Genomic DNA, 20,733 nt, shown 5'->3' with positions numbered 1-20,733 from the left:
CCCCTCGTGGAACTCACCACCGTCTGGTTCGGGCTCATCGCCACCCTGTTCACCGGCTACTTCATCCTCGAAGGGTTCGACTTCGGCGTCGGCGTCCTCGCCCGCCTCACCGGCCGCACCGAATCCGAACGACGCGCCGCGCTGAGCACCATCGGACCTGTCTGGGACGGCAACGAGGTCTGGCTCATCACCGCCGGCGGCGCCATGTTCGCCGCCTTCCCCGAGTGGTACGCCACCCTCTTCTCCGGCTTCTACCTACCGCTGCTGCTCATCCTCATCGCCCTCATCCTGCGCGGCGTCGCCCTCGAATACCGCGACAAGCGCCCCGAAACCCAGTGGCGTACCCGCTGGGACAACGCCATCCTCGCCGGCTCCGTCGTCCCCGCCGCACTCTGGGGCGTCGCCTTCGCCAACATCGTCGCCGGCGTACCGCTGGACGCCGACCACGAATACACCGGCACCCTGCTCACCCTGCTCAACCCGTACGCCCTGCTCGGCGGCGCCACCACCACCGCCCTGTTCATCACCCACGGCGCCGTCTTCCTCGCCCTCAAGACCACCGACGACCTACGTCACCGCGCCCGCCGCGTCGCCAGCTGGACCGGCCTGGCCGCCGCCGCACTCGCCATCGCCTTCCTCACCTGGACCCTCACCATCCGCGCCACCCCCACCGCCGTCGCCCTCGCCGTGACCGCGGCACTCGCCCTCGTCGCCGGGCTGGCCGCCAATCAGGTACGCCGCGAAGGCTGGGCCTTCACCGGCACCGCCACCGCCATCGGCCTCGCCGTCGCCACCCTGTTCGCCACCCTGTTCCCGACCGTCCTACCGTCCACCACAGACCCCGCCGGTACCCTCACCACCACCAACGCCGCATCCACCCCCTACACCCTGACCATCATGACCTGGGTCGCCGCCGCGCTCACCCCCATCGTCCTGCTCTACCAGGGCTGGACCTACTGGATCTTCCGCCGCCGGGTCAGCGTCACCGACCAGCCCAGCCACTGACCCGCGCCACGTCGACCCGTCGCCGGCGGGCCACCGCGCACCGTCGGTGCCCGCTCGACCCAAGCAGGTGGTCCAGCGGGCACCGACGGTGCGCGCGGCGACGTCAACCGACCTCCGGCAACTCCGCCAACCGTGCCTCCACCTCAGCCAGCTCCGCCCGCAACTTCTCCGCCTGCCGCTGCGCCTCGGCCCGCTCCGCCGCCAGGATCTGCTCCACCGCCTCATGCACACCCGGCACGTCCACCAACGCCACCATCTTCAACGCCTCGGCCGGCCGGACCACGTACGGCTTGGCCAACGCCTTCGCACCCTGCGTCGCCGCCACCGTCCACTCACCGTCGGTGTACGCCAACGTCACCGTCAACCCGGCCGGCGGCTTCGGCTTGGCCGCCTTCGCCGCCCGCCGCACCGGCTTCTCCGTACCAGAATCCACCGTGGACCCCTCCGTGTCCTCCCGACGCGCCACCGGCACCACCGGCGGCTCACCCAACTTGAACTCCGGCTCCACCACCGGCTCCACCGGCTCAGGCTCCGGTTTCGACTCCGCCCGCCGACCCGCCGCGCCCCGCGGCGCCACCACCAGATCACCGGGGGAGAACGGCAACTCGTCACGACCGAACCGCACCACCACCCACTCGTCGGACACCGCCGGGTCACCCAGATCCACCACCTGACCGACCTGACCGGCAATCTGCCCCGCCGACTCGGTGAACATCACCTTCGGCTTACGGCCGGCGGACACCGCCTCCCGAATCACCCCCAGCTCCTCATCCGACAACCCACCCGCAACAGCACCCGCGGCAGCCATGACACCCTTTCCGTACATCTGTTTGAGTGCTGACCTTCCTACCAGCCGCCGCCGACACCGTCGACCGCGACCCCACCACCCACGATCACCCCGACCCGACAGCACCACCCCACACCCCACGCACCCGGCCAGCCACCAACAGACCCTGCCGGTACCCGGCCCGCGCCGCCCCCGGCCGCCGTGCCGGATCCAGCAGCCGCCGCCCGATCGCCCGCCGCGCCCACCGGTCCGGCGACACCACCACCACATCCGCCGACAGCGCCGCCACCTGCCGCGACACCGGCCGCAGATGACCCAGACCCCAACTGATCGGCGCCAGCACCACCACCGACGAGAACCCGGCGGCCAGATCCGCGTTCGTCGCCGACCGCATCCCACCGTCGACGAACCGCCGACCACCGATACGCACCGGCGGCCACACCCCCGGCACCGCACAACTCGCCGACACCGCATCCACCAGATCCGCCCCGCGCCCCGGACCTCCGAACACCACGAAATCCCCCGAGTCCGCGTCCACCGCCGTCACCCACAACCGCCGCCGCGGCCACGACCACGACGGCAACGCCTCCTCGAACACCGGCCGCCGCGACCGCCCCGCCCCGACCGCCGACACCGCGTACCGGCCGATCCTCGCCCGCGCCCGCCGGGCGTCCCGGGCAGCCACCGCCGACCACAGCAGACACGCCACCGCACCCGGCCCCATCCGGTCCGGCGACGACTCACCCGGCACCAGCTGCCCCGCGTACAGTCGCGCCGGATCCGCGCCGGAACACAACTGCGCGCCCACCACCGCACCGGCCGACGTCCCGATCACCAGGTCGGCCCCGCCCAGCTCGACCCCGGCGCGCGCCAGCCCGGACAGCACCCCGAGCTGCCAGGCCACCCCGGTCACCCCGCCGCTGCCCAGCACCAACGCCCGCGAACCCACCACACCATGTCTATTGCCCGCCACCGCCGCCGGTAACGTCACCGGCGGGCCCAGACCCGACACGGCAGCAGGGGAGAGGAGTACCGGATGGCACCGGTCACCGTGGTCACCGGCGGCAGCAAGGGGATCGGCGCCGCGACCGTACGCAGACTCGCCGCAGCCGGACACGACCTCGTCATCGGCTATCGGACCGACGTCGACGCCGCCGGGGCGGTACGCGACGACGTCGCAGCGCTCGGCCGCCGCGCCGTCACCGTCGCCGTCGACACCACCGACCCTGACTCCGTCTCGGCGCTGTTCGACACGGCCGCCGACTGTGGACCCGTCACCGGGCTGGTCAACAACGCCGGCGTCACCAGCCGGATCGGACCCTTCGTCGAGCTCACCGTCGAGGATCTGCGCCGCGTCGTCGACGTCAACCTCGTCGGCTACGTCCTCTGCGCCCAGCAGGCAGCCCGCCGGATGACCAGCGGCGGTGTCATCGTCAACGTGTCGTCGGCAGCCGCCACCCTCGGCAGCCCCGGCGAGTACGTGCACTACGCCGCCGTCAAGGCCGCCACCGACACGCTCACCGTCGGCCTGGCCAAGGAGCTCGGACCCCGGGGCATCCGGGTCAACGGTGTCGCGCCGGGCACCGTGCTGACCGGCATCCACGCCCTGTCCGGTGAACCGGGCCGTCCGGCCCGGGTGGCACCGACCGTGCCGTTGCGCCGGGCGGGGCGGCCCGAGGAGATCGCCGGCGCCGTCGGCTGGCTGCTCAGCGCCGAGGCGTCGTACACCACCGGGACAGTGCTGCGGGTCGCCGGCGGACTGTGAGTAGGCGTCCGCGCGTGGACACCGGGGTCTGCCCGGACGGCTGTTCCGGGACATTGCCGATATCAGTTCGATAATGAACATTATGTCAACTAGAGGCCTGGGTGAAGGCGACTGGCCGGCTCGGTTCGGCCCGAAGTGACCTCGCCGGGGGTCGGTGAATTCTTTCCCGCACCTCCCGTCACCGGACGTCCGACGACGCGACCGGCGCGCCGTCGGCGACACGTCCGCTTTCAGCCTCGCATCCGAGGTGTCGCCTGACCCGTACGGGGCGCTGGCGGATGCCGGGACGCTCGATCCGCTCCTTTGGTCGACATCCCCTGCCGGCCACAGCCCTCGGACAGCTCTGGCGGCAATCCGAGAAACATGCATAATATCCCTTATGCACCAATTTGTGGATCTGGTGGCGGTACGGCTCGTCGAGGACTTCCTCGCCGACCGCGCCTCCCGCAAACCCTCCCCGCACACCCTGGACGCCTACCGCCGCGACCTCGTCGCCGTCCTACGCCTGATCGGCGACTCCACCGAACCGACTCCCCTGCCCTGGACCGACGTACCGCTGGACGCGCTCGACCAACGACGGCTCCGCGCCGCGTTCGCCCGGTTCGCGGCCCCCCGCTCCCCCGCGTCGGTGCACCGGGCCTGGTCGACGTGGAACTCGTGGTTCAACTTCCTGGTCGCCGATGGCATCGCCGCCGGAAACCCGATGCCCGCCGTGGGCCGCCCCCGGGCCCCGGTGCCACTACCGAAGCCGCTGCGGGGCGAGGAGACGCCGGAGACGTTGCTGGCTGCCGCCGCGCGGACCGACCCCGGCCAGCGCGACCCGTGGCCGGAGCGTGACCTGCTGGTGGTCGCCCTCGCCCTGTGCGCCGGTCTGCGGCTCGGCGAACTGCTAGGGCTGCGGGTCGGCTCGGTCGCGGGACGTCCCGGTGAACGCCGGATCGAGGTAGCCGGCAAGGGCGGTCGGCTGCGGACCGTCCCGGTGGAGGCGGCCGTCGACGTCGTCGTCGACGGCTACCTGGCCAGCCGGCGGCGACGGTTCGGCCCCCGGTCGGTACGCCCCGGAGGTCCGCTGCTGGTCGACCGGCGCGGTGCCGCCCTACGACGCGGCGGCCTTCAGTACCTGGTGCGGTCGTGTTTCCGGCGGGCCGGGATCACCGAGCGGGTGCCGCGGGGGGCGCAGCTGCACGCGCTGCGACACACGTTCGCCACCCGGTTGGCCGAGGACGGGGCGAACGCCGCCGAGATCATGCGGCTGCTGGGCCATGCGAGCCTCACGGCCAGCCAGAACTACATCGAGGTGACGGCCGACCAGCAGCGGGCGGCGGCGCGGGCCAACCGGTCGAACCGGTCGCTGCGCCAAGTCGTCGGGCCGGCCTGAACCGGCGGTGACGGCGCTGGCCCCGAACCGGTCGGGGCCAGCGCCGTCACCGGGTGCCGGTCGAGACGGTGACGGTCAGTGGGCGGTGGTCGGAGACGGCGACGTCCGGTGCGGCGACGGCGGTCACGGCGGTCAGCGCGGGCGGCGCGTCACGCGGATCGAGCAGGATGTGGTCGAGTTGGATCCGGGGCCGGGCGGCCGGGTAGGTGGGCAGCCGGCCCAGTGGCCGCCAGCCGGTGGCCGCGGCGGCCACCCCGGCCGGCATGTTGAGGTCGCCGAGGAGGAGCCGCGGTGGCGGCATGGCCCGCAGGGCACGGGTGACGATCCGCAGCTGACGCAGGTTCCAGCCGGGTACGAACGACAGGTGGGTGGCGGCGACGGTGACCGGGCCGTGCGGGGTGTCGAGGACGGCGGCGAGCAGCACCCGTGGTTCGTCGCGTAGGAGCAGCAGCCGGGGGCCGGGGCCGCCGACGGCGACCGGAGCGGGTACGGGGGCCGGGCCGAGCCGGAGGGTCCGCCAGTGCCGGGCCGGGTACCGGCTGATCAGGCTGACCCCGTAGCGGGGTTCGTCGTGTCCGTCGTGGTCGTGACGGGGCACCCGGTAGGTGCTGCCGGGGGTGCCGACGAGGGCGGCGGCGAACCGGTGGGTGCCGGCGGTGAGCGCGGCGGCGGCCAGCGCGGTCAGGTCGAGGTGCCCGCTGCGGGGTTGGGCGTGGTCGACTTCCTGCAGGGCGCAGATGTCGGCGTCGAGGTCGACGATGGTGGCGGTGATCCGGTCGGGGTCGACGTGCCCGTCGTGGGGTGAGCGCCCGTGCAGCAGGTTGTAGGTGGCCATGCGCACACGGGCACCTTACGGGGTGCGGGTGGTGTGGCAGGGTGGCGGGATGGTGGTGAAGGCGTTGTGCTGCAGCGCGCTGGTGTTCCTGGCGGCGGGCTGGTGCGGGGTGTGGCTGCGGCGGCGTCGGGGGCGGTGAGGCGTGCCGGCCGTGCTGGTGGTGTGCCGGTCGGCTGTGGGCGGTGCAGGCCGAGGTCCGTGGGAGGTGCGGTGTCGACGGTGGAGTGTCCGGACGTGGCGGCGACGGTGGCGGCGGTGCGGCGGCGGCGGCCGGAGCTGGTGGATGCGGTGACGGCGGCGGTGCCGGGGGCACGGGCGGCGGTGCTGGCACGGTTGTGGGGTGCGTTGGGGCGTGAACCGGTGCCGGAGGTGACGGACCGTCGGGTGGTTGACGGACGGCTGGTGCTGGGGTTGGTCGACGGGCGGCGGGTGGTGGGACCGGCGGAGGCGGCGGAGTTGTTCGCGGCGGCGGGCCCGGGGCTGGGGGTGTCGGTGGTGGGGCCGGCCGGTGACCGGGCGGTGGCGGATCCGGCGGAGTTGTTGTCGGTGCTGGGGTGGCCCGGTGGTGGGGCGGTCGCCGGCGAGCTGGCGAACAGTGTGGCGAATCTGGCGTTGGCGCGGGGTGCGCGGGCGGTGGCGGGTGGTGGCGGGGGTCTGGTCCGGTCGGCGCACGGCTGGGAGCAGGCGGTCGTGGACGGGCATCCGGTGCATCCGGGGTGCCGGACCCGGGTGGGGATGTCGACGGAGGAGGTGCTGGCGTACGCGCCGGAGCATCGGCCGGTGGTGGAGGTTGAGTTGGTGGCGGTGCCGGGTGACCGGTGGGTGAGTTCGGGTTCGGGGTTGCCGCCGCTGCTGCCGGTGCATCCGTGGCAGCGGGATCATGTGCTGGGCGGGTACGGGTGGTTGCGGCCTACCGGCCGGGTGGTGCGGGTGCGGCCGTTGTTGTCGTTGCGGACGGTGGAGCCGGTGTCATCGGGTGGGGGCTGGCAGTGGAAGACGGCGGTGGATGTGCAGATGACCAGCGCGGTCCGGACGGTGTCGGAGGCGGCGGTGCGTAACGGTCCGGTGGTGACGGCGTTGGTGGCGCGGTTGGCGCGGCATGTGCCGGGGTTGTGGGTGTTACCGGAGGTGGCTGCGGGGGCTGTGGTGGTCGATGGGAGGTTGTGTCGGTCGTTGGCGGTGGTGCGACGGCGGGTGCCGCAGGTGGGCCCGGGGGTGCAGGTGATGCCGTTGGCGGCGTTGGCGGCGCCGGTGGCGGTGCCGGGTGGTCCGTCGGTGGCGGCGGGTCTGGTGCGGGCGGGGTACGGCGGTGATCCGGTGGCGTTCGTGTCGCGGTTGGCGCGGGTGGTGCTGGGGCCGGTGGTGAAGTTGCTGGGTCGAGGGGTGGGGCTGGAGGCGCACGGGCAGAACGTTTTGCTGGTGTGGCGTGGGGGTCGGCTGGTGCGGGTGTGGTATCGGGACGTGGGTGGGGTGCGGTTGGATGTGCGGCGGCTGGCTGCGGCGGGGGTGCCGGTGCCGGCGGTGTACGGCGATGTGGTGGCCGAGGATTCGGCGGAGGTGGCGGTGACGGCGGTGGCGGCGGTGGGAACGGCGTTGGGTGAGCCGGTGGCGGTGCTGGCCCGGGAGTTCGGGGTGGAGCCGCACGTGTTGTGGCGGGCGGTGGCGGTGGTGGCGCGGGACGTGGTGGCGGGGTTGCCGGCGGCGGTGCGGGGGTCGGTGGCATCGGCGGTGCTGGGTGGGCGGTGGCCGGTGAAGGCGATGTTGTCGATGCGGTTGGCGTCGGATCCGTTGACGCCGCGGTGGGCGTGGGTGGCGAGTCCGTTGGCGGGTGCGTGGTGAGCGGGGCTGGGTCGGCGGTGGGGGTGCTGTCCGGCGGCCGGTCGTGTGGTTGCGGGTTGGGTGTGGTCGGGGTGGACGCGGCGGTGACGGCGGCGGCGGCCGGGTTGGGGCGGGTGGCGCCGGACCTGGTGACGGGGTTCGGGGAGGCGGTGCCGTGGGCGGCGGGGGTGGTCGGTGGACGGCTGGTGGACGCGTTGTGCCGGGAGGATGTGGGTGGGGTGCGCCAGGCGTGGCGGGGCGCGGGCCGGTGGCACGGGTTCGACCGGTTCGTGGCCGACGCGGGGTCGGTGGCGGATCCGTTGGCGGTGTTGCCGGTGTCGGTGTTGGCGCGGCGGCGGGGGTGGGCGTTGGCGGCGGAGTTGACCGACGCGGTGGTGAATTTGGCGGTGGCGGCGACGCGGCCCGGTCCGGCGCGGGGTCCGGATGATCCGGACGGCTGGGGGGTGTGGGCCGAGCGGCTGGCGGTGACGGGGCACAACCTGCACCCGTGTGGGCGTACCCGGTTGGGGTGGTCGGTGGCGGATGTGGTGGCCCACGATGTGGAGTCGCCGGCGACGGGGGTCGGGTTCGTGGCGGTGCGCCGGGATCTGCATGTGGGTGAGGACGTGGCGGCGGAGTTGGCGCGCTGGTATCCGCAGGTGCCGGTGGCGCAGCCGGGCTGGGTGGTGCAGCCGGTGCATGTGTGGCAGCGGTCGGTGGTGTCGTCGCGGTACGCGGATCTGCTGGACCGGGGGGTGGTGCGGTTGTTGCCGGCGGTGGTGCCGGCGGTGCCGACGGCGGCGGTGCGAACGGTGCTGTTGCCGGCGGGGCGCGACGGTGCGCGCCGGTATCTGAAGTTGTCGGTGGACATTCAGGTGACGTCGACGCGGCGGACGATCTCGATGGCGAGTGTGCGTAACGGTCCGGCGTTGTCGACGGTGTTGGCGTCGTTGGTGGCGGCCGACGAGGTGGCGGCGCGGCGGCTGGTGTTGTTGCCGGAGGTGGCGGGTGCGGCGGTGCGGGTGGGGTCGGGGCGGGACATGTCGGTGATCGTGCGGGGCGGGTTGGCGGGGCGGCTGGTGCCGGGTGAGGTGGCGGTGCCGGGGGTGGCGTTGGTGACGTCGGCGCAGTTGGCGCGGCGGGTGGCGGATTTCGGTGGGGTGCGGGGGCTGGTGGGGGCGGTGGCCGGGTTGGGGTTCCTGGGGGCGTACGCGCGGGTGGTGTTGCCGCCGTTGCTGCGGTTGGCGAGCCGGTTCGGGGTGGCGTTGGAGGCGCATCTGCAGAACTGTCTGCCGACGTTCCGTGACGGGGTGCCGTATCGGTTGGTGGTGCGCGACTTCGCGGGGCTGCGGTTGTTGTTGCCGCGGTTGGCGCAGGCGGGGGTCGAGGTGGGGTTGGCGCCGGGTTCGGTGGTGGGTACCGACGACGCGGCGGTGATGCGGGCGAAGTTGGGGTACACGGCGTTGCAGGCGCATCTGGGTGAGGTGGTGTTGGGGTTGGTCACCGGGTGGGGGGTCGACGAGGCGGCGGCGTGGCGGGTGGTGCGGGAGGTGGTGGACGAGGTGTACGAGGGTCTGCGGTCGGCTGGTGGGGTCGAAGCCGGGTGGGCGGCCGACGATCATCGGGCGTGGACGGCGCCGATGGTGGCGCACAAGGCGTTGGTGCGGATGCGGTTGTCCGGTGCCGGGGACGTGTACGTGCCGGTGCGGAACCCGGTCGGTGATGCCGGGTTCGACGGCGGTCCGCCGGTGGGGGCGCGGTGACGGTGCCGGCTGTGGTGGTGCCGCCGCGGGTGGCGGCGGTGGTGGCGGAGTTGGCCGCCGGTGACGAACCGGTGTGTGCCTACGTGTACGACCGGGCGGTGTTGCGGGAGGCGGCGGCGCAGGTGCGGGCGGCGTTGCCGGCGGGTTCGGTGCTGCTGTACGCGATGAAGGCGAACGGGCATCCGGCGGTGGTGGCGGAGTTGGCGGCGGCGGTGGACGGGGTCGAGGTGGCGTCGGGTGGCGAGTTGGCGGCGGCGGTGGCGGCGGGTGCCGGTCAGCTGGTGTTCGGTGGGCCGGCGAAGACGGACGGGCAGTTGGCGGCGGCGGTGGCGGCGGGTGCGGTGGTGAACGTGGAGAGTGTGTTGGAGTTGCGGCGGCTGGATCTGGTGGCGCGGGCGGCGGGAGTACCGGCGGTGGCGGCGCTGCGGGTGAACCGGCCGGGTGGCGGGTTGGCGGGTAGTCACCGGATGGTGGGTGCGGCGACGCAGTTCGGGGTTGACGAGGCCGATCTGGGTGCGGTGGTGCAGGTGGCGGCGGAGCTGCCGGGGGTGCGGCTGGTGGGGTTCAGTCTGCACGCGGTGTCGAACAATGTGGATGCGGTGGCGCATGCGGGGTTCGTGGTGGATGCGGTGGGCTGGGCGGTGGCGGCGGCGCGGCGGTGGCGGGTGGGGTTGGAGTATGTGAATGTGGGCGGCGGGTTCGGGGTGGACTACCGGGGTGGGCGGCGGTTCGATGTGGCGGCGTTGCGGGCCGGGTTGGCGGGGTTGGTGGTGCCGTCGGGGGTACGGCTGGTGTTCGAGCCGGGTCGGCTGCTGGTGGCGGACGCCGGCTGGTATGTGGCGCAGGTGGTGGATCTGAAGCGGACGCAGGGCCGGTGGTTCGCGGTGGTGCGGGGCGGTACGCACCATTTCCGGTTGCCGGCGGCGTGGGGGTACGACCATCCGTTCGGGGTGGTGCCGGTGGACCGGTGGCCGTATCCGTTCGCCCGGCCGCAGGTGGCGGCGGTGGCGGTGGATGTGTCGGGTGAGTTGTGTACGCCGCGCGACGTGCTGTGCCGGGGGCAGGTGGTGGGGCGGCTGCGGGTGGGTGACGTGGTGGTGTTCGGCCGGGCCGGCGCGTACGGGTGGGACATTTCGCATCATGATTTCCTGCGGCATCCGTACCCGCGGATGGTGGTGGTGTGACGGGGCCGGCCGCCCGGCGCCGGGGTCGGGCGGGGGGTCAGCGGCGGGCCCAGTGGGCAGCGCGGATTTCACGTAGCGCCCGGCGTCGGGCGTCGCCGCGCAGGGTGTCGACGTAGAGGCGGCCGTCGAGGTGATCGGTTTCGTGTTGCAGGGCGCGGGCGAGGAATCCGCTGCCGGTGACGGTGACGGGTTGGCCGTGCTGGTCGACGCCGTGGACAGTGGCGTGGCGGGCCCGGGTGGTCGGGAAGTACAGGCCGGGGATGGACAGGCAGCCTTCGTCGTCGGTGTCGTCGGGTGACAGCTCGCCGGCGGGTGGTTCGAGCCGGGGGTTGACGACGTGGCCGCGGTGGCCGTCGGCGTCGTAGACGAACACGCGGGCGCTGACGCCGATCTGCGGGGCGGCGACCCCGGCGCGGCCGGGGGCGCCGAGCAGGGTGTCCATCAGGTCGGTGACCAGTGCGCGCAGGGTGTCGTCGAAGTCGGTGACCGGTTCGGCGGGGGTGCGCAGCGCGGCGTCGCCGATGATCCGGATCGGGCGCATGGTCATGGCGGTCAGGCTACCTGGGCGTGGTGCGGGTTGCCGGATGGCGGGCCGGGTGTGCGGGTGGTGCGAGTCGTTCAGGGCAGGCAGTGGGCGGCGGCCGGGGCCTAGGATGTGTGGGAGCGTTTCCACGCCGACCGGTCGGACATGCCTCGGCCGAAGGGAGGATTCTTGGTTCCGCAGGCCGTCACCTGCTCGGAACGGTGTCGTTCGGCTTGGTAACGTTCATCACTGGTCATGTGAACCATGACACAGCACCCCCCACAGTTCCCGGAGATCCCGATGTGCCAGCACCAACCGATCTGTCCCTCGGCTGACGCCGTCGACCGGGAAGCGGCCCGCGTCGTCGCCTGCTTCCGCGAACAGGGCTGGAGCCTGCTCTGCAACGGTGTCATCGTGTTCGAGGACACCGGCGAGCTGCTTCCCGACGGCAGCAGCATCGCCCCGCACCGCGGCCCCGCCCGGCACGCTCTCGCCGCCTGACCGGCAGCAGCCACCGCAGGCTCACCGTCGAGCCGACCCGACCTGTCCTCAGCCGGCGGCGAACGCCTCCGGCGGAGGACACGCGCACACCAGATTCCGGTCCCCGTAGGCGCTGTCGACCCGCCGTACCGGTGGCCAGTACTTCCCGGTCCGCTGCCCCGGCCCCGCCGGGTACGCGGCCACCGACCGCGGATACGGCAGCGCCCATTCGTCGGCGGTGACCAGCGCCGCCGGGTGCGGTGCCTGCCGCAGCGGGCTGTCCGCCACCGGCCACCGGCCGGCCGCGACGTCGTCGATCTCCGACCGGATCGTGATCATAGCGTCACAGAACCGGTCCAGTTCGGCCAGGTCCTCGCTCTCGGTCGGCTCCACCATCAGCGTGCCGGACACCGGAAACGACATCGTCGGCGCGTGGAACCCGTAGTCGATCAGCCGTTTCGCCACGTCCTCGACGGTCACCCCGGTCGCCCGGGTCAACGCCCGCAGGTCCAGCACACACTCGTGCGCCACCAGGCCCTTGTTACCGGCGTACAGGACCGGAAAATGCGGCCGCAGCCGCGCCGCCACATAGTTGGCCGCCAGCACCGCCGCCCCGGTCGCCCGCACCAAACCGTCGGCACCCATCAGCCGCAGATACGCCCACGGGATCGGCAAAATCCCGGCCGAACCGTACCGGGCACCCGACACCACCGGCCGGTCAGCATCGCCGCCGACCGGATCACCCGGCAGGAACGGCGCCAGATGCGCCCGCACCGCGACCGGACCCACCCCCGGCCCGCCACCGCCGTGCGGAATGCAGAACGTCTTGTGCAGATTCAGGTGCGACACGTCCGCCCCGAACCGACCCGGCCGGGCGAACCCCAGCAACGCGTTCAGGTTCGCCCCGTCGACATACACCTGCCCGCCGGCGTCGTGCACCCGGGCACACAACTCGGCGATACCGTCCTCGTACACGCCGTGCGTCGACGGATACGTCACCATCATCGCCGCCAGGTCGGCACCGTGTACGGCGATCAGCCGCGCCGCGTCGTCGACGTCGACGTTGCCGTCGGCGTCGCAGCCGACCACCACCACCCGCATGCCCGCCATCACCGCGCTCGCCGCGTTCGTGCCGTGCGCCGACGACGGAATCAGACACACGTCCCGCCGCGTCTGCCCCCGGGACCGGTGGAAGCCGCGGATCGCCAACAAACCAGCCAACTCCCCCTGCGACCCGGCGTTGGGCTGCACACTGACCGCGTCGTAGCCGGTCACCTCTGCCAGCCAACGCTCCAACTCGCCGATCAGCTGCCGGTAGCCGGCCGTCTGCCCGGCCGGCGCCAGCGGGTGCACGTCGGCGAACCCAGGCCAACTGACCGGCTCCATCTGCACCGCCGCGTTCAGCTTCATCGTGCACGACCCCAACGGGATCATCCCCCGGTCCAGGGCGTAGTCGACGTCGGCGAGCCGCCGCAGATACCGCAGCATCGCCGTCTCGCTGCGGTACGCGTGGAACACCTCGTGGGTGAGGAACTCCCCGGTGCGCCGCCACCCGGCCGGAATCAGCACCGGCGCCTCCCCCGCGTACGCGGGCACCCCGAACGCCGCCCACACCACCGCCAGGTGCTCCTCGGTGGTGGTCTCGTCGCATGCCACCGCCACTGTGTCGGCGTCCACCAGCCGCAGGTTCACCCCCCGGTCCGCCGCCCGCGCCACCACCGCGGCGGCCCTACCCGGCACCACCGCGGTCACCGTGTCGAACAACGGCCCGTCCGCAACGGCGACCCCGCCGGCGGCCAACCCGGCCCGCAACCGGGCCGCCATCGCATGGGTACGCTGCGCGATCGCCGTCAACCCCTGCGGGCCGTGGTACACCGCGTACATGGCGGCCGTCACCGCCAACAGCACCTGCGCCGTGCAGATGTTGCTGGTTGCCCGCTCCCGGCGGATGTGCTGTTCCCGGGTCTGCAACGCCAGCCGGTACGCCCGGTCACCGGCCACGTCCCGCGACACCCCGACCAGCCGGCCCGGCAGCATCCGTTCCAGACCGGAACGCACCGCCAGGTAACCGGCGTGCGGACCGCCGAACCCCATCGGCACCCCGAACCGTTGCGTGGTGCCGACCGCCACGTCCGCACCGTACGCCCCCGGTGGCCGCAGCAGTGTCAACGCCAACAGGTCCGCCGCCACCGTCACCAGCGCCCCTGCCGCGTGCGCCACCGCCACCAGCGGGGCGTCGTCCCGCAGCCGCCCCGACACGCCCGGGAACTGCAGGTGCAGCCCGAAGAACTCGTCCGGCAGGCCGGCCCGCACGTCACACACCCGCACCTGCACACCCAGCGGCTCCGCCCGGGTCCGCAGCACCGCCACCGTCTGCGGCAACGTGTCGGCGTCCACCACGTACACGTCGCTGCGTGCCTTCGACGCCCGCCGTGCCAACGTCATCGCCTCCGCCGCAGCGGTCGCCTCGTCCAGCATCGACGCGTTCGCCGTGGCCAGCCCGGTCAGATCCGACACCATCGTCTGATACGTCAGCAGCGCCTCCAACCGGCCCTGGCTGATCTCCGGCTGGTACGGGGTGTAAGCGGTGTACCAGGCAGGATTCTCCAGCACGTTGCGGCGGATCACCGCCGGTGTGTGGGTGCCGTGGTAGCCGGTCCCGATCATCGACACCGCCGCCGTGTTCGCGTCGGCCAGCCGCCGCAACGCGGCCGTCATCTCCGGCTCGCTGACCGGCTCCGGCAAGTCCAGCTGGCCCCGCCAGCGGATCACCTCAGGAATCGCGGCATCCATCAGATCAGCGACGCTGGAGTAACCGACGACATCCAGCATCCGCTGCTGGGCGACCGGATCGACGCCGACGTGACGGTCGACAAACAGGGACGAGGCACTCACCAGGCGGCTCCCGGGACGAGGTCGGCAGGCAACCTCCCCCTCTGTCGGCGCCGCCGCCTCCAGAGTCGCCAACCCGTGTGGTCCTTCTGCCTGAGAGGTTCCGGGGAGGATTTGCCCCTTCGGCGCCGCCCACCGGGTAGCGGACGGTCTCTCCCACACGGGATGTACGGCGGTCTACACGCTACCGGCAGCACCCGCCCTGCCGGGCGGTGACGTCGATCACGAAGCCAGCTTCGCCCGTGTCGCCCCGGCCGCCGCAGCTGCGGCGCGCGAATTCAGCCGGCGCGGCGGCGCGCCCGGCGCGCCGCCAACTCGTCGCCTCCGGCCACCGGCACCACCACCTCCGGCTCGGAAGTCACCGCCGGCTCCGCCGGAAGCTGCGACAACGATCCCTGGATCTCCTTGAACGCCCCGCCGATCGCGATCCCGAACACCCCCTGGCCGCCCTGCAACAGGTCGACGACCTCCTCGGGGGACCGGCACTCGTACACCGTCGTCCCGTCCGAGATCAGGGTGATCCCCGCCAGGTCCCCGACCCCGCGGGACCGCAACGTCTCGATCGCCCGACGGATGTTCTGCAGCGACACACCGGCGTCCAGCAGCCGCTTGACCACCTTCAGCACCACCAGGTCGCGGAACGAGTACAGCCGCTGCGAACCCGAACCTGTCGCGTCACGCACGCTCGGCACCACCAGCGACGTCCGCGCCCAGTAGTCCAACTGCCGGTAACTGATCCCCACCGCGTGGCAGGCGGTCACTCCGCGATAGCCGACGGCGTCGGCGTCCGATCCGGCACCGTCCACGTCACCAGACGACCCCGGCTCCGGCTCTCGCTGTGCGGGCATACGGAAACCTCCCCGTCAGGGCGGCCCACACCAGGACGGAACATGAGCCGATCGACAGGACCAGCGTAACGCCGGCAGCGGGCCGTACCAGGCAACCCGGGCCGCGACACGCCGCGTACGGGCTGCCACGCCACGGGATGACACCCGCCGGCAGCGGTCAGCCCGCGAAATCCTCTGGACGCACCTGGTCCAGAAACTCCCGGAACTTCTCGACCTCGTCCTCCTGCTCATCCGGAATCAGGATGCCCGCCTCGGACAGCACCTGCTCAGCACAACGAATCGGAGCACCGACCCGCAACGCCAATGCGATCGAATCACTCGGCCGAGCCGAAACCCGCACACTGTCACCGATGACCAGGTCCGCGTAGAAGACGTTGTCCTTCAACTCGGTGATCTCCACCGCCTGCAGCGGCGCCCGCACAGCGGCCAGCACGTCCCGCAACAGATCATGCGTCAACGGCCGCGCCGGCTTCACGCCCTGCTGCTCGTACGCGATCGCCGTGGCCTCCACCGCACCGATCCAGATCGGCAGGTAACGGTCCCCGTCCACCTCACGCAGCAGCACGATCGGCTGGTTGGTGGGCAACTCCACCCGCACCCCGACCACGCTCAGCTCACGCACCGCCGCCTCCGTGTCGTCGTCACCAAACCCGCTCCGGCCCTCCCTGCACGGTACACGGACCACAGCGCCACCGTCCGGTCCCGCCAGTCACCTCACCGGCCGAGCGCCCCCCGCAGACCTGCCCGCACCAGCGCTGCGTGAAGCTGCTGCGACAACCCGATCAGCTCCCGCGCCGTCTCCGCCGCCCGAGCCCGGGCAGCCGGATCACTCTGCCGCGCCAACGGCGCCACCAACTGGGCGAACAGACCCGACTCGCGGTCCGCCGCCGCCCGTACCGCCCGCAGATGACGCACCTCGAGGCCATGCCGCAGCAGCCCCGCCACCGCCGTGGCGATCACCAGCGCATCGGCGTCGTACCAGCCCGGCGCCACCGCGACCACCAGACCCAGCCGCTCCACCTCGGTCAACGTCACCGACTCGAGACCACTGCGGGACAGCAGCTCCGTGCGGCTCAACCGGGACTGCGCCAGCTGCCCCTGCGCCGGCACCGGCGACCGGCCCGGCACCTCACCGGACGGACCGACCGCCACCAACGTCGGACGCGACCGGCCCGCCGCCGACTCGGCGTCCCGCGCCGCCAGCTGCTCACGAATCACCCGCAGCGGAAGATACTGGTCCCGCTGCGCCGTCAGGACGAAACGCAACCGATCCAGATCGTCCCAGCTGTACTTGCGGTAACCCGACGGCGACCGCCGCGGCTCCACCAGGCCCTCGGCCTCCAGGAACCGCAACTTCGAAATCGTCGTGTCCGGAAACTCCGGGCGGAGCTGGGCCAGCACCTCGCCGATACTCATCAACGACGAACCGGCCACGTCCTCCCGGGCCGCCGCCTGCTCACTCACCACGACACCCCCGGCTCACCGACCGGCGTCACCCACACACCGCGCACGAAGCCACCTCCGTCCGCGCCCCGGACGTCAACCGCGGCCGGCCTCCTCGTCCGGCCGCGGACCGGCGATGAAGACCAGCCGGAACTTACCGATCTGGACCTCGTCACCGTTGCTCAGGGTCGCCGCCTCCACCCGCTCACGATTGACATAGGTGCCGTTCAGGCTACCCACATCGCGCACCGTGAAGGTACCGCCGTCACGGTGGAACTCCGCATGCCGCCGCGACACCGTCACGTCGTCCAGGAAAATGTCACTGTCCGGATGCCGGCCGCTCGTCGTCACATCGTGGTCCAGCAGGAACCGGGCCCCCGCATTCGGGCCCCGCCGCACCACCAGCAACGCCATCCCCGGCGGCAACGAACCCGACATCCGGCTCGGCACCACGTCGGCGTCCGGCCCCTCCAGCACTTCGTCGAGCGAACCGAGGTTCAACGTCGACGTGACGTCGAGCGGGGGGAACTCGTCGTCTGGGCGCGTCATGGACCACCTCACGGATCTGTTCGGTCGGCGTCGGGTGTGTCGGGTCGGCCACCAGACCTTGAACGATCGCAAGGCGCAAGCTCCCCCGTGCCAGGACGGCAATTTCCGCAACGCTCAACTGTTGTTGGCTTCTCGGTCGACTGGGCGAGCCTAGCCAGCGCCGAAAACAAGGGTCAACAAGACTCGCGGGCACACGATACCTCGCCGACGCCGCCGGGTCAGCGCTCGGTGAGCTCCCGGTACGCCGCGGCGTCGAGCAACCCGCTCACCGCCTGCGGATCAACCGGCGACAACTGCACCAGCCAACCGGCGCCGTACGGGTCGGCATTGACCGTCTCCGGTGCGTCCACCAGCGCCTCGTTACGGGCCACCACCGTGCCGGTCAACGGCGCGTAGATCTCCGACACGCTCTTCGTCGACTCGATCTCACCGCACGGCTCGCCCGCCGACACCTCGGCGCCGACCGCGGGCAGCTCGACGAACACGATGTCGCCCAACGCCTCCTGCGCGAAATGGGTCACACCCACCCGCACAGGACCGGCGGCGTCACCCGCCACCCACTCATGCTCCGCGGTATACCGCAGATCCTCTGGAATCACGGCCGGTCCTTCGGTCTGTGCACCACTCACCACCACTGACAACCCGCCCACCGACGACACCCCGTCCGATCAGGAGACCGGGCGGGCGTACCGCAGCTGACTCGGATCACTCAAGGCCGACACCTCGACCACGTCGCGCTCCTCGACGATCACCGTACCGCCGTCACCGGACACCGAAGCCACCACCCCACCCGGAATGTTCAACGCCGTCCGCATCGTCGACGGCTCACCGATCACCAGCACCTCGTACGGACCGGTCAACCGTACGCCGTCCACCTCCACGCCGCCGTCGACGTCCAGCAGGTAGCTGCTCGCCACGATCCGCACCGACTGCCCGTCCCCGCCGCTGACCTGCATCACCTCGGCACCCGCACCCCGCAGCTCCTGCACCGCGTCCAACAGCTCCGACGCCCGGATCGGCTCCCGACCGGCGACGAACCGCACCCGCAGGCCCGGCCCCTGCGCCGGCAGACTGCCGCCCAGTACCCCCAGCTCGTCCGCCCGACGCGACGCTTCCTCCAACGCCGCCGCCCGGCCCTCGGCACCAGAGGTCAACTGCCGCTGACTCGCCTCCAGCTCCGCGATGTCCTGCCGCAGCCGCTCCTCCCGGGCCTCCAGGTCCGACAGAATCCGTACCAGATCCTCCTGGCGGGCCGCCGCCAACGTCGGATCCGTCGACGTGCTGCGAACCTGAACGGCCAGGGTGAACCCGAGCAGCACCAGCAGACCCACGATCATCAGCCCGGCAGTGGACACCCGCCGGGAACCCCGACCCGCGCCGGCACCCGACGACCCGTCCTCACCACCGTCGACCCCAGCGCCTGGACCGTCCGGAGCTGGCACCCCGGCGGTGTCCAGCGGCTCACCGGACCCGGCCGGAACCCGCCCACCCGCACCCGGCGACCGCGCCGCGTCCGGCCAGCCCGTACCGGTACTCCTACGTTGCACCATCAGCCACGCCTCACGCCCGGAACAGGTGCCGTCGGATCGCCGCCACGTTGCCGAAGATCCGCACCCCGAGCACCACCACCACGCCGGTGGACAACTGCCCGCCCACCCCCAACTGATCGCCCAGATACACGATCAGACCCGCCACCAGAACATTCGAGATGAACGAGATCACGAACTGCTTGTCGTCGAAGATCCCGTCCAAACTGGCCCGGACCCCGCCGAACACCGCGTCCAACGCCGCCACCACCGCGATCGGCAGGTACGGCTGCAGCACCGCCGGCACCACCGGGTCGAAGTAGATCCCCAGCAGCATTCCGACGAGTAGCGCCAACACGGCGATCATCGAGGGCCTCCTCCCGAGGCGGTCACGGACGGGTCGGCGCCACCCGTCCCGGATGGGCTGGCCGACGGCGCACGGGCGTACCGCAGCTGCGGCCCACTCGCCGCCGGCAACATCAGATCATCAGCCGAACGGACCCCGAACGACAACCCGTGATCAGCCGAGACCGCCCGCAGCACCGCGGCTGCCTGGCTGGTCCTGAACGCGTCGGCCATCGACTCCGGGCCGATCGCCGACACCTCGTATGGGCCGGTCACCGGCCGGAAATCGACCAGGATGGCGCTGCCCGCCGCCCGGATCGTCGAGGTCGCGGTCAGCCGTCTGCCGTTGACCGCGACCGCCTCGGCGCCGACGCTCCACAAGGCGTTGGCCACGTCCTGCAGATCCCGGTCCAATACCCGACCCAACTCACTGACCGAGCCCTCACCGGTCACCGGATCCACCATCTCCGGCGCGTCCGCCAACTCGACGACCACTCCGTCCCCGGTCACCCGGGCCAGCCCGGCGGCGGCTTCCAGGTCACGCAGGTCCGCCGCCCGGGCCCCGTCCAGCACCGTGTCGCGCTCCCGGGCCACCTCGTCCCGCAACGCGTCCACGCGGTTCTGCAACTCGTCGGTCTCCGCCTGGCGCTGGGTCACCTGCTCCACCAGGCCGGCCCGTGCCTGCGACCGGCTCGGTTCGTCCGCCACCGTCTTCTGGTAGGCGAGCACCACCAGGAAGCCGACCGCAGCCATCGACAAGGCCATCGCCGCCCGTGCCGTCACCCGCCGCCAGCCCTGCGGTGGTCCGGTCGCCGACCGGCGAGCCGCCGCGTCGGTGTAGCCGGGATCCAGCGGCGCCCGGAACAGTTCGGTCAGAAAGTCCGGCGCGTATCCACGGTGCGGGCCGGACTCGCGGCGGTCCGCCTCGCTCATGCCCGCTCCGTTTCTGCCCCGGCGGCCCGGACCAACGCTGCGGCCTGCCGTACGTACAGCAAGCCCGCGATCCAGTACAGCACCAGACCCCACCAGGCCAGACCCCATCCGACCGCAGCCGCCACCGACGCCGCCGCAGTGAATCCCAACACTGCCGACAGCAACAGAATGGGAAACGCCGCCAAAAGTACGAAGGTTGCGGTCTTTCCTACATAGTGCACCTGCGGCGGTCCGTAGCCAAATCGGCGCAACACGACAAGGCAGCCGGCCAGTAGCACTTCGCGACTGAGCAACGCCACTGTGAACTGCCAGGGCATCACCTCGCGGGCGGTGAACGCCAGCAACGTGGCCAGGATGTACAGCCGGTCGGCGAGTGGATCCAGCAGTTCACCGAGCCGGGACACCTGACGGATCCGGCGCGCGACAAACCCGTCCACCCAGTCGCTGGTCCCGCCGACGGCCAGGACCAGTAGCGCCGCGATATCAGCACGATGCACCAGAAAAAGGTACAGAAACAGAGGTACGCCCAATAAACGGACAAAGCTGATCAGATTAGGAATGGTGAAGACCTGGCTCGCCACATCGGTCCGCGTCGACGCGGACTGCGCGGACGGACGCGACACCGACACTTCCTCTCCCCCGCTCCGACCGGCCTGTCC

The 20,733-nt window shown here is 72.0% G+C and carries 22 protein-coding genes and 1 riboswitch; of the genes, 8 read left to right on the top strand and 14 right to left on the bottom strand.

Translation table 11 applies throughout. The annotated features are described in order from the left end of the window. Positions 1 to 6: 6 nt before the first annotated feature. On the top strand, positions 7 to 1,005 hold the full coding sequence (gene cydB, locus ACFHW1_RS23330) for a cytochrome d ubiquinol oxidase subunit II (protein ID WP_416555931.1): 999 nt from the start codon (positions 7 to 9) through the stop codon (positions 1,003 to 1,005). 103 nt (positions 1,006 to 1,108) lie between these two features. Here cydB and ACFHW1_RS23325 read toward each other — a convergent pair whose 3' ends face one another. Together ACFHW1_RS23325 and ACFHW1_RS23320 are read right to left on the bottom strand one after the other, a co-directional pair. Beyond that, positions 1,109 to 1,813, bottom strand: a complete 705-nt coding sequence (locus ACFHW1_RS23325; protein ID WP_416555930.1) for a hypothetical protein — start codon at positions 1,811 to 1,813, stop codon at positions 1,109 to 1,111. Between the two features lie 85 nt (positions 1,814 to 1,898). Then, positions 1,899 to 2,741, bottom strand: coding sequence for a patatin-like phospholipase family protein (locus ACFHW1_RS23320; RefSeq protein ID WP_416616062.1), 843 nt, complete (start codon positions 2,739 to 2,741; stop codon positions 1,899 to 1,901). A gap of 87 nt (positions 2,742 to 2,828) precedes the next feature. Between ACFHW1_RS23320 and ACFHW1_RS23315 the strand changes: the two genes are divergently transcribed. Next, positions 2,829 to 3,557, top strand: a complete 729-nt coding sequence (locus ACFHW1_RS23315; RefSeq protein ID WP_416555928.1) for an SDR family NAD(P)-dependent oxidoreductase — start codon at positions 2,829 to 2,831, stop codon at positions 3,555 to 3,557. Between the two features lie 379 nt (positions 3,558 to 3,936). Next, the gene (locus ACFHW1_RS23310; protein ID WP_416555927.1) at positions 3,937 to 4,935 is read left to right on the top strand and encodes a tyrosine-type recombinase/integrase; all 999 of its coding nucleotides are present in this window, start codon (positions 3,937 to 3,939) and stop codon (positions 4,933 to 4,935) included. 46 nt (positions 4,936 to 4,981) lie between these two features. Here the strand turns inward: ACFHW1_RS23310 and ACFHW1_RS23305 are convergent, their stop codons facing one another. Further along, complete coding sequence (locus ACFHW1_RS23305; RefSeq protein ID WP_416568657.1) at positions 4,982 to 5,776, bottom strand: endonuclease/exonuclease/phosphatase family protein; 795 nt, start codon at positions 5,774 to 5,776, stop codon at positions 4,982 to 4,984. Between ACFHW1_RS23305 and ACFHW1_RS23300 the strand changes: the two genes are divergently transcribed. From ACFHW1_RS23300 to ACFHW1_RS23285, 4 genes are all read left to right on the top strand, one after another. Then, positions 5,769 to 5,909, top strand: coding sequence for a hypothetical protein (locus tag ACFHW1_RS23300; protein ID WP_416591348.1), 141 nt, complete (start codon positions 5,769 to 5,771; stop codon positions 5,907 to 5,909). The two genes, ACFHW1_RS23305 and ACFHW1_RS23300, sit on opposite strands and share 8 nt — an antisense overlap. Positions 5,910 to 5,980: 71 nt before the next feature. Next, positions 5,981 to 7,609, top strand: coding sequence for an IucA/IucC family protein (locus ACFHW1_RS23295; protein WP_416591347.1), 1,629 nt, complete (start codon positions 5,981 to 5,983; stop codon positions 7,607 to 7,609). Next, positions 7,606 to 9,351 (top strand): IucA/IucC family protein, encoded by a 1,746-nt coding sequence (locus ACFHW1_RS23290; protein WP_416555923.1) that lies wholly within the window; start codon positions 7,606 to 7,608, stop codon positions 9,349 to 9,351. The genes ACFHW1_RS23295 and ACFHW1_RS23290 overlap by 4 nt, the downstream gene beginning before the upstream one ends. Continuing rightward, positions 9,348 to 10,535 (top strand): alanine racemase, encoded by a 1,188-nt coding sequence (locus ACFHW1_RS23285; RefSeq protein WP_416555922.1) that lies wholly within the window; start codon positions 9,348 to 9,350, stop codon positions 10,533 to 10,535. Before ACFHW1_RS23290 ends, ACFHW1_RS23285 begins: the two co-directional genes overlap by 4 nt. Before the next feature lie 37 nt (positions 10,536 to 10,572). Here the strand turns inward: ACFHW1_RS23285 and def are convergent, their stop codons facing one another. Beyond that, complete coding sequence (gene def, locus ACFHW1_RS23280; RefSeq protein ID WP_416555921.1) at positions 10,573 to 11,082, bottom strand: peptide deformylase; 510 nt, start codon at positions 11,080 to 11,082, stop codon at positions 10,573 to 10,575. A gap of 276 nt (positions 11,083 to 11,358) precedes the next feature. Here def and ACFHW1_RS23275 point away from each other — a divergent pair, with 276 nt between their 5' ends. Then, positions 11,359 to 11,559 carry a DUF5999 family protein gene (locus tag ACFHW1_RS23275; protein WP_278174506.1) on the top strand — a complete coding sequence of 67 codons (201 nt, stop codon included), beginning with the start codon at positions 11,359 to 11,361 and terminating at the stop codon, positions 11,557 to 11,559. A 48-nt stretch (positions 11,560 to 11,607) separates the two neighbouring features. On the opposite strand, the gene gcvP is transcribed toward ACFHW1_RS23275, so the two are convergent. The 10 genes from gcvP to ACFHW1_RS23225 all read right to left on the bottom strand — a co-directional run bounded on the left by gcvP (position 11,608) and on the right by ACFHW1_RS23225 (position 20,703). Continuing rightward, positions 11,608 to 14,433: an aminomethyl-transferring glycine dehydrogenase gene (gene gcvP / locus ACFHW1_RS23270; RefSeq protein WP_416555920.1), complete on the bottom strand. Its 2,826-nt coding sequence runs from the start codon at positions 14,431 to 14,433 to the stop codon at positions 11,608 to 11,610. A gap of 68 nt (positions 14,434 to 14,501) precedes the next feature. After that, positions 14,502 to 14,599, bottom strand: a riboswitch (glycine riboswitch). A gap of 109 nt (positions 14,600 to 14,708) precedes the next feature. After that, complete coding sequence (locus ACFHW1_RS23265) at positions 14,709 to 15,278, bottom strand: MerR family transcriptional regulator (RefSeq protein WP_416555919.1); 570 nt, start codon at positions 15,276 to 15,278, stop codon at positions 14,709 to 14,711. 157 nt (positions 15,279 to 15,435) lie between these two features. Further along, positions 15,436 to 15,900, bottom strand: a complete 465-nt coding sequence (locus tag ACFHW1_RS23260; protein ID WP_123604662.1) for a bifunctional nuclease family protein — start codon at positions 15,898 to 15,900, stop codon at positions 15,436 to 15,438. A gap of 92 nt (positions 15,901 to 15,992) precedes the next feature. Next, entirely contained in the window at positions 15,993 to 16,694 is a 702-nt protein-coding gene (locus ACFHW1_RS23255) for a MerR family transcriptional regulator (protein WP_416568688.1), read from the bottom strand. 123 nt (positions 16,695 to 16,817) lie between these two features. Next, positions 16,818 to 17,270 (bottom strand): FHA domain-containing protein, encoded by a 453-nt coding sequence (locus ACFHW1_RS23250; RefSeq protein ID WP_123601610.1) that lies wholly within the window; start codon positions 17,268 to 17,270, stop codon positions 16,818 to 16,820. Positions 17,271 to 17,488: 218 nt separating this feature from the next. Next, on the bottom strand, positions 17,489 to 17,869 hold the full coding sequence (gene gcvH / locus ACFHW1_RS23245; RefSeq protein ID WP_416555918.1) for a glycine cleavage system protein GcvH: 381 nt from the start codon (positions 17,867 to 17,869) through the stop codon (positions 17,489 to 17,491). A 69-nt stretch (positions 17,870 to 17,938) separates the two neighbouring features. After that, complete coding sequence (locus ACFHW1_RS23240; protein WP_416555917.1) at positions 17,939 to 18,820, bottom strand: DUF881 domain-containing protein; 882 nt, start codon at positions 18,818 to 18,820, stop codon at positions 17,939 to 17,941. A gap of 10 nt (positions 18,821 to 18,830) precedes the next feature. After that, the gene (locus tag ACFHW1_RS23235) at positions 18,831 to 19,163 is read right to left on the bottom strand and encodes a small basic family protein (protein WP_416555916.1); all 333 of its coding nucleotides are present in this window, start codon (positions 19,161 to 19,163) and stop codon (positions 18,831 to 18,833) included. Beyond that, a complete protein-coding gene (locus tag ACFHW1_RS23230; protein ID WP_416555915.1) occupies positions 19,160 to 20,074 on the bottom strand; it encodes a DUF881 domain-containing protein in 915 nt (304 codons plus the stop codon). Before ACFHW1_RS23230 ends, ACFHW1_RS23235 begins: the two co-directional genes overlap by 4 nt. Further along, positions 20,071 to 20,703 (bottom strand): CDP-alcohol phosphatidyltransferase family protein, encoded by a 633-nt coding sequence (locus tag ACFHW1_RS23225; protein WP_416555988.1) that lies wholly within the window; start codon positions 20,701 to 20,703, stop codon positions 20,071 to 20,073. Before ACFHW1_RS23225 ends, ACFHW1_RS23230 begins: the two co-directional genes overlap by 4 nt. Between the last annotated feature and the right edge of the window lie 30 nt (positions 20,704 to 20,733).

It is taken from the genome of Micromonospora sp. LOL_014 (assembly GCF_048060245.1).
GTDB lineage: Bacteria > Actinomycetota > Actinomycetes > Mycobacteriales > Micromonosporaceae > Micromonospora_E.
This window is presented reverse-complemented; position numbering and strand designations above follow the sequence as displayed.

Coding starts and splice junctions, on each gene's coding strand:
- ACFHW1_RS23315 (WP_416555928.1), top strand. CDS start 2,829: ATGGCACCGGTCACCGTGGTCACCGGCGGCAGCAAGGGGATCGGCGCC.
- ACFHW1_RS23300 (WP_416591348.1), top strand. CDS start 5,769: ATGCGCACACGGGCACCTTACGGGGTGCGGGTGGTGTGGCAGGGTGGC.
- ACFHW1_RS23235 (WP_416555916.1), bottom strand. CDS start 19,163: ATGATCGCCGTGTTGGCGCTACTCGTCGGAATGCTGCTGGGGATCTAC.
- ACFHW1_RS23230 (WP_416555915.1), bottom strand. CDS start 20,074: ATGAGCGAGGCGGACCGCCGCGAGTCCGGCCCGCACCGTGGATACGCG.
- ACFHW1_RS23240 (WP_416555917.1), bottom strand. CDS start 18,820: ATGGTGCAACGTAGGAGTACCGGTACGGGCTGGCCGGACGCGGCGCGG.
- ACFHW1_RS23310 (WP_416555927.1), top strand. CDS start 3,937: ATGCACCAATTTGTGGATCTGGTGGCGGTACGGCTCGTCGAGGACTTC.
- ACFHW1_RS23325 (WP_416555930.1), bottom strand. CDS start 1,813: ATGGCTGCCGCGGGTGCTGTTGCGGGTGGGTTGTCGGATGAGGAGCTG.
- ACFHW1_RS23265 (WP_416555919.1), bottom strand. CDS start 15,278: ATGCCCGCACAGCGAGAGCCGGAGCCGGGGTCGTCTGGTGACGTGGAC.
- ACFHW1_RS23275 (WP_278174506.1), top strand. CDS start 11,359: ATGTGCCAGCACCAACCGATCTGTCCCTCGGCTGACGCCGTCGACCGG.
- ACFHW1_RS23255 (WP_416568688.1), bottom strand. CDS start 16,694: ATGAGTATCGGCGAGGTGCTGGCCCAGCTCCGCCCGGAGTTTCCGGAC.
- ACFHW1_RS23250 (WP_123601610.1), bottom strand. CDS start 17,270: ATGACGCGCCCAGACGACGAGTTCCCCCCGCTCGACGTCACGTCGACG.
- def (WP_416555921.1), bottom strand. CDS start 11,082: ATGACCATGCGCCCGATCCGGATCATCGGCGACGCCGCGCTGCGCACC.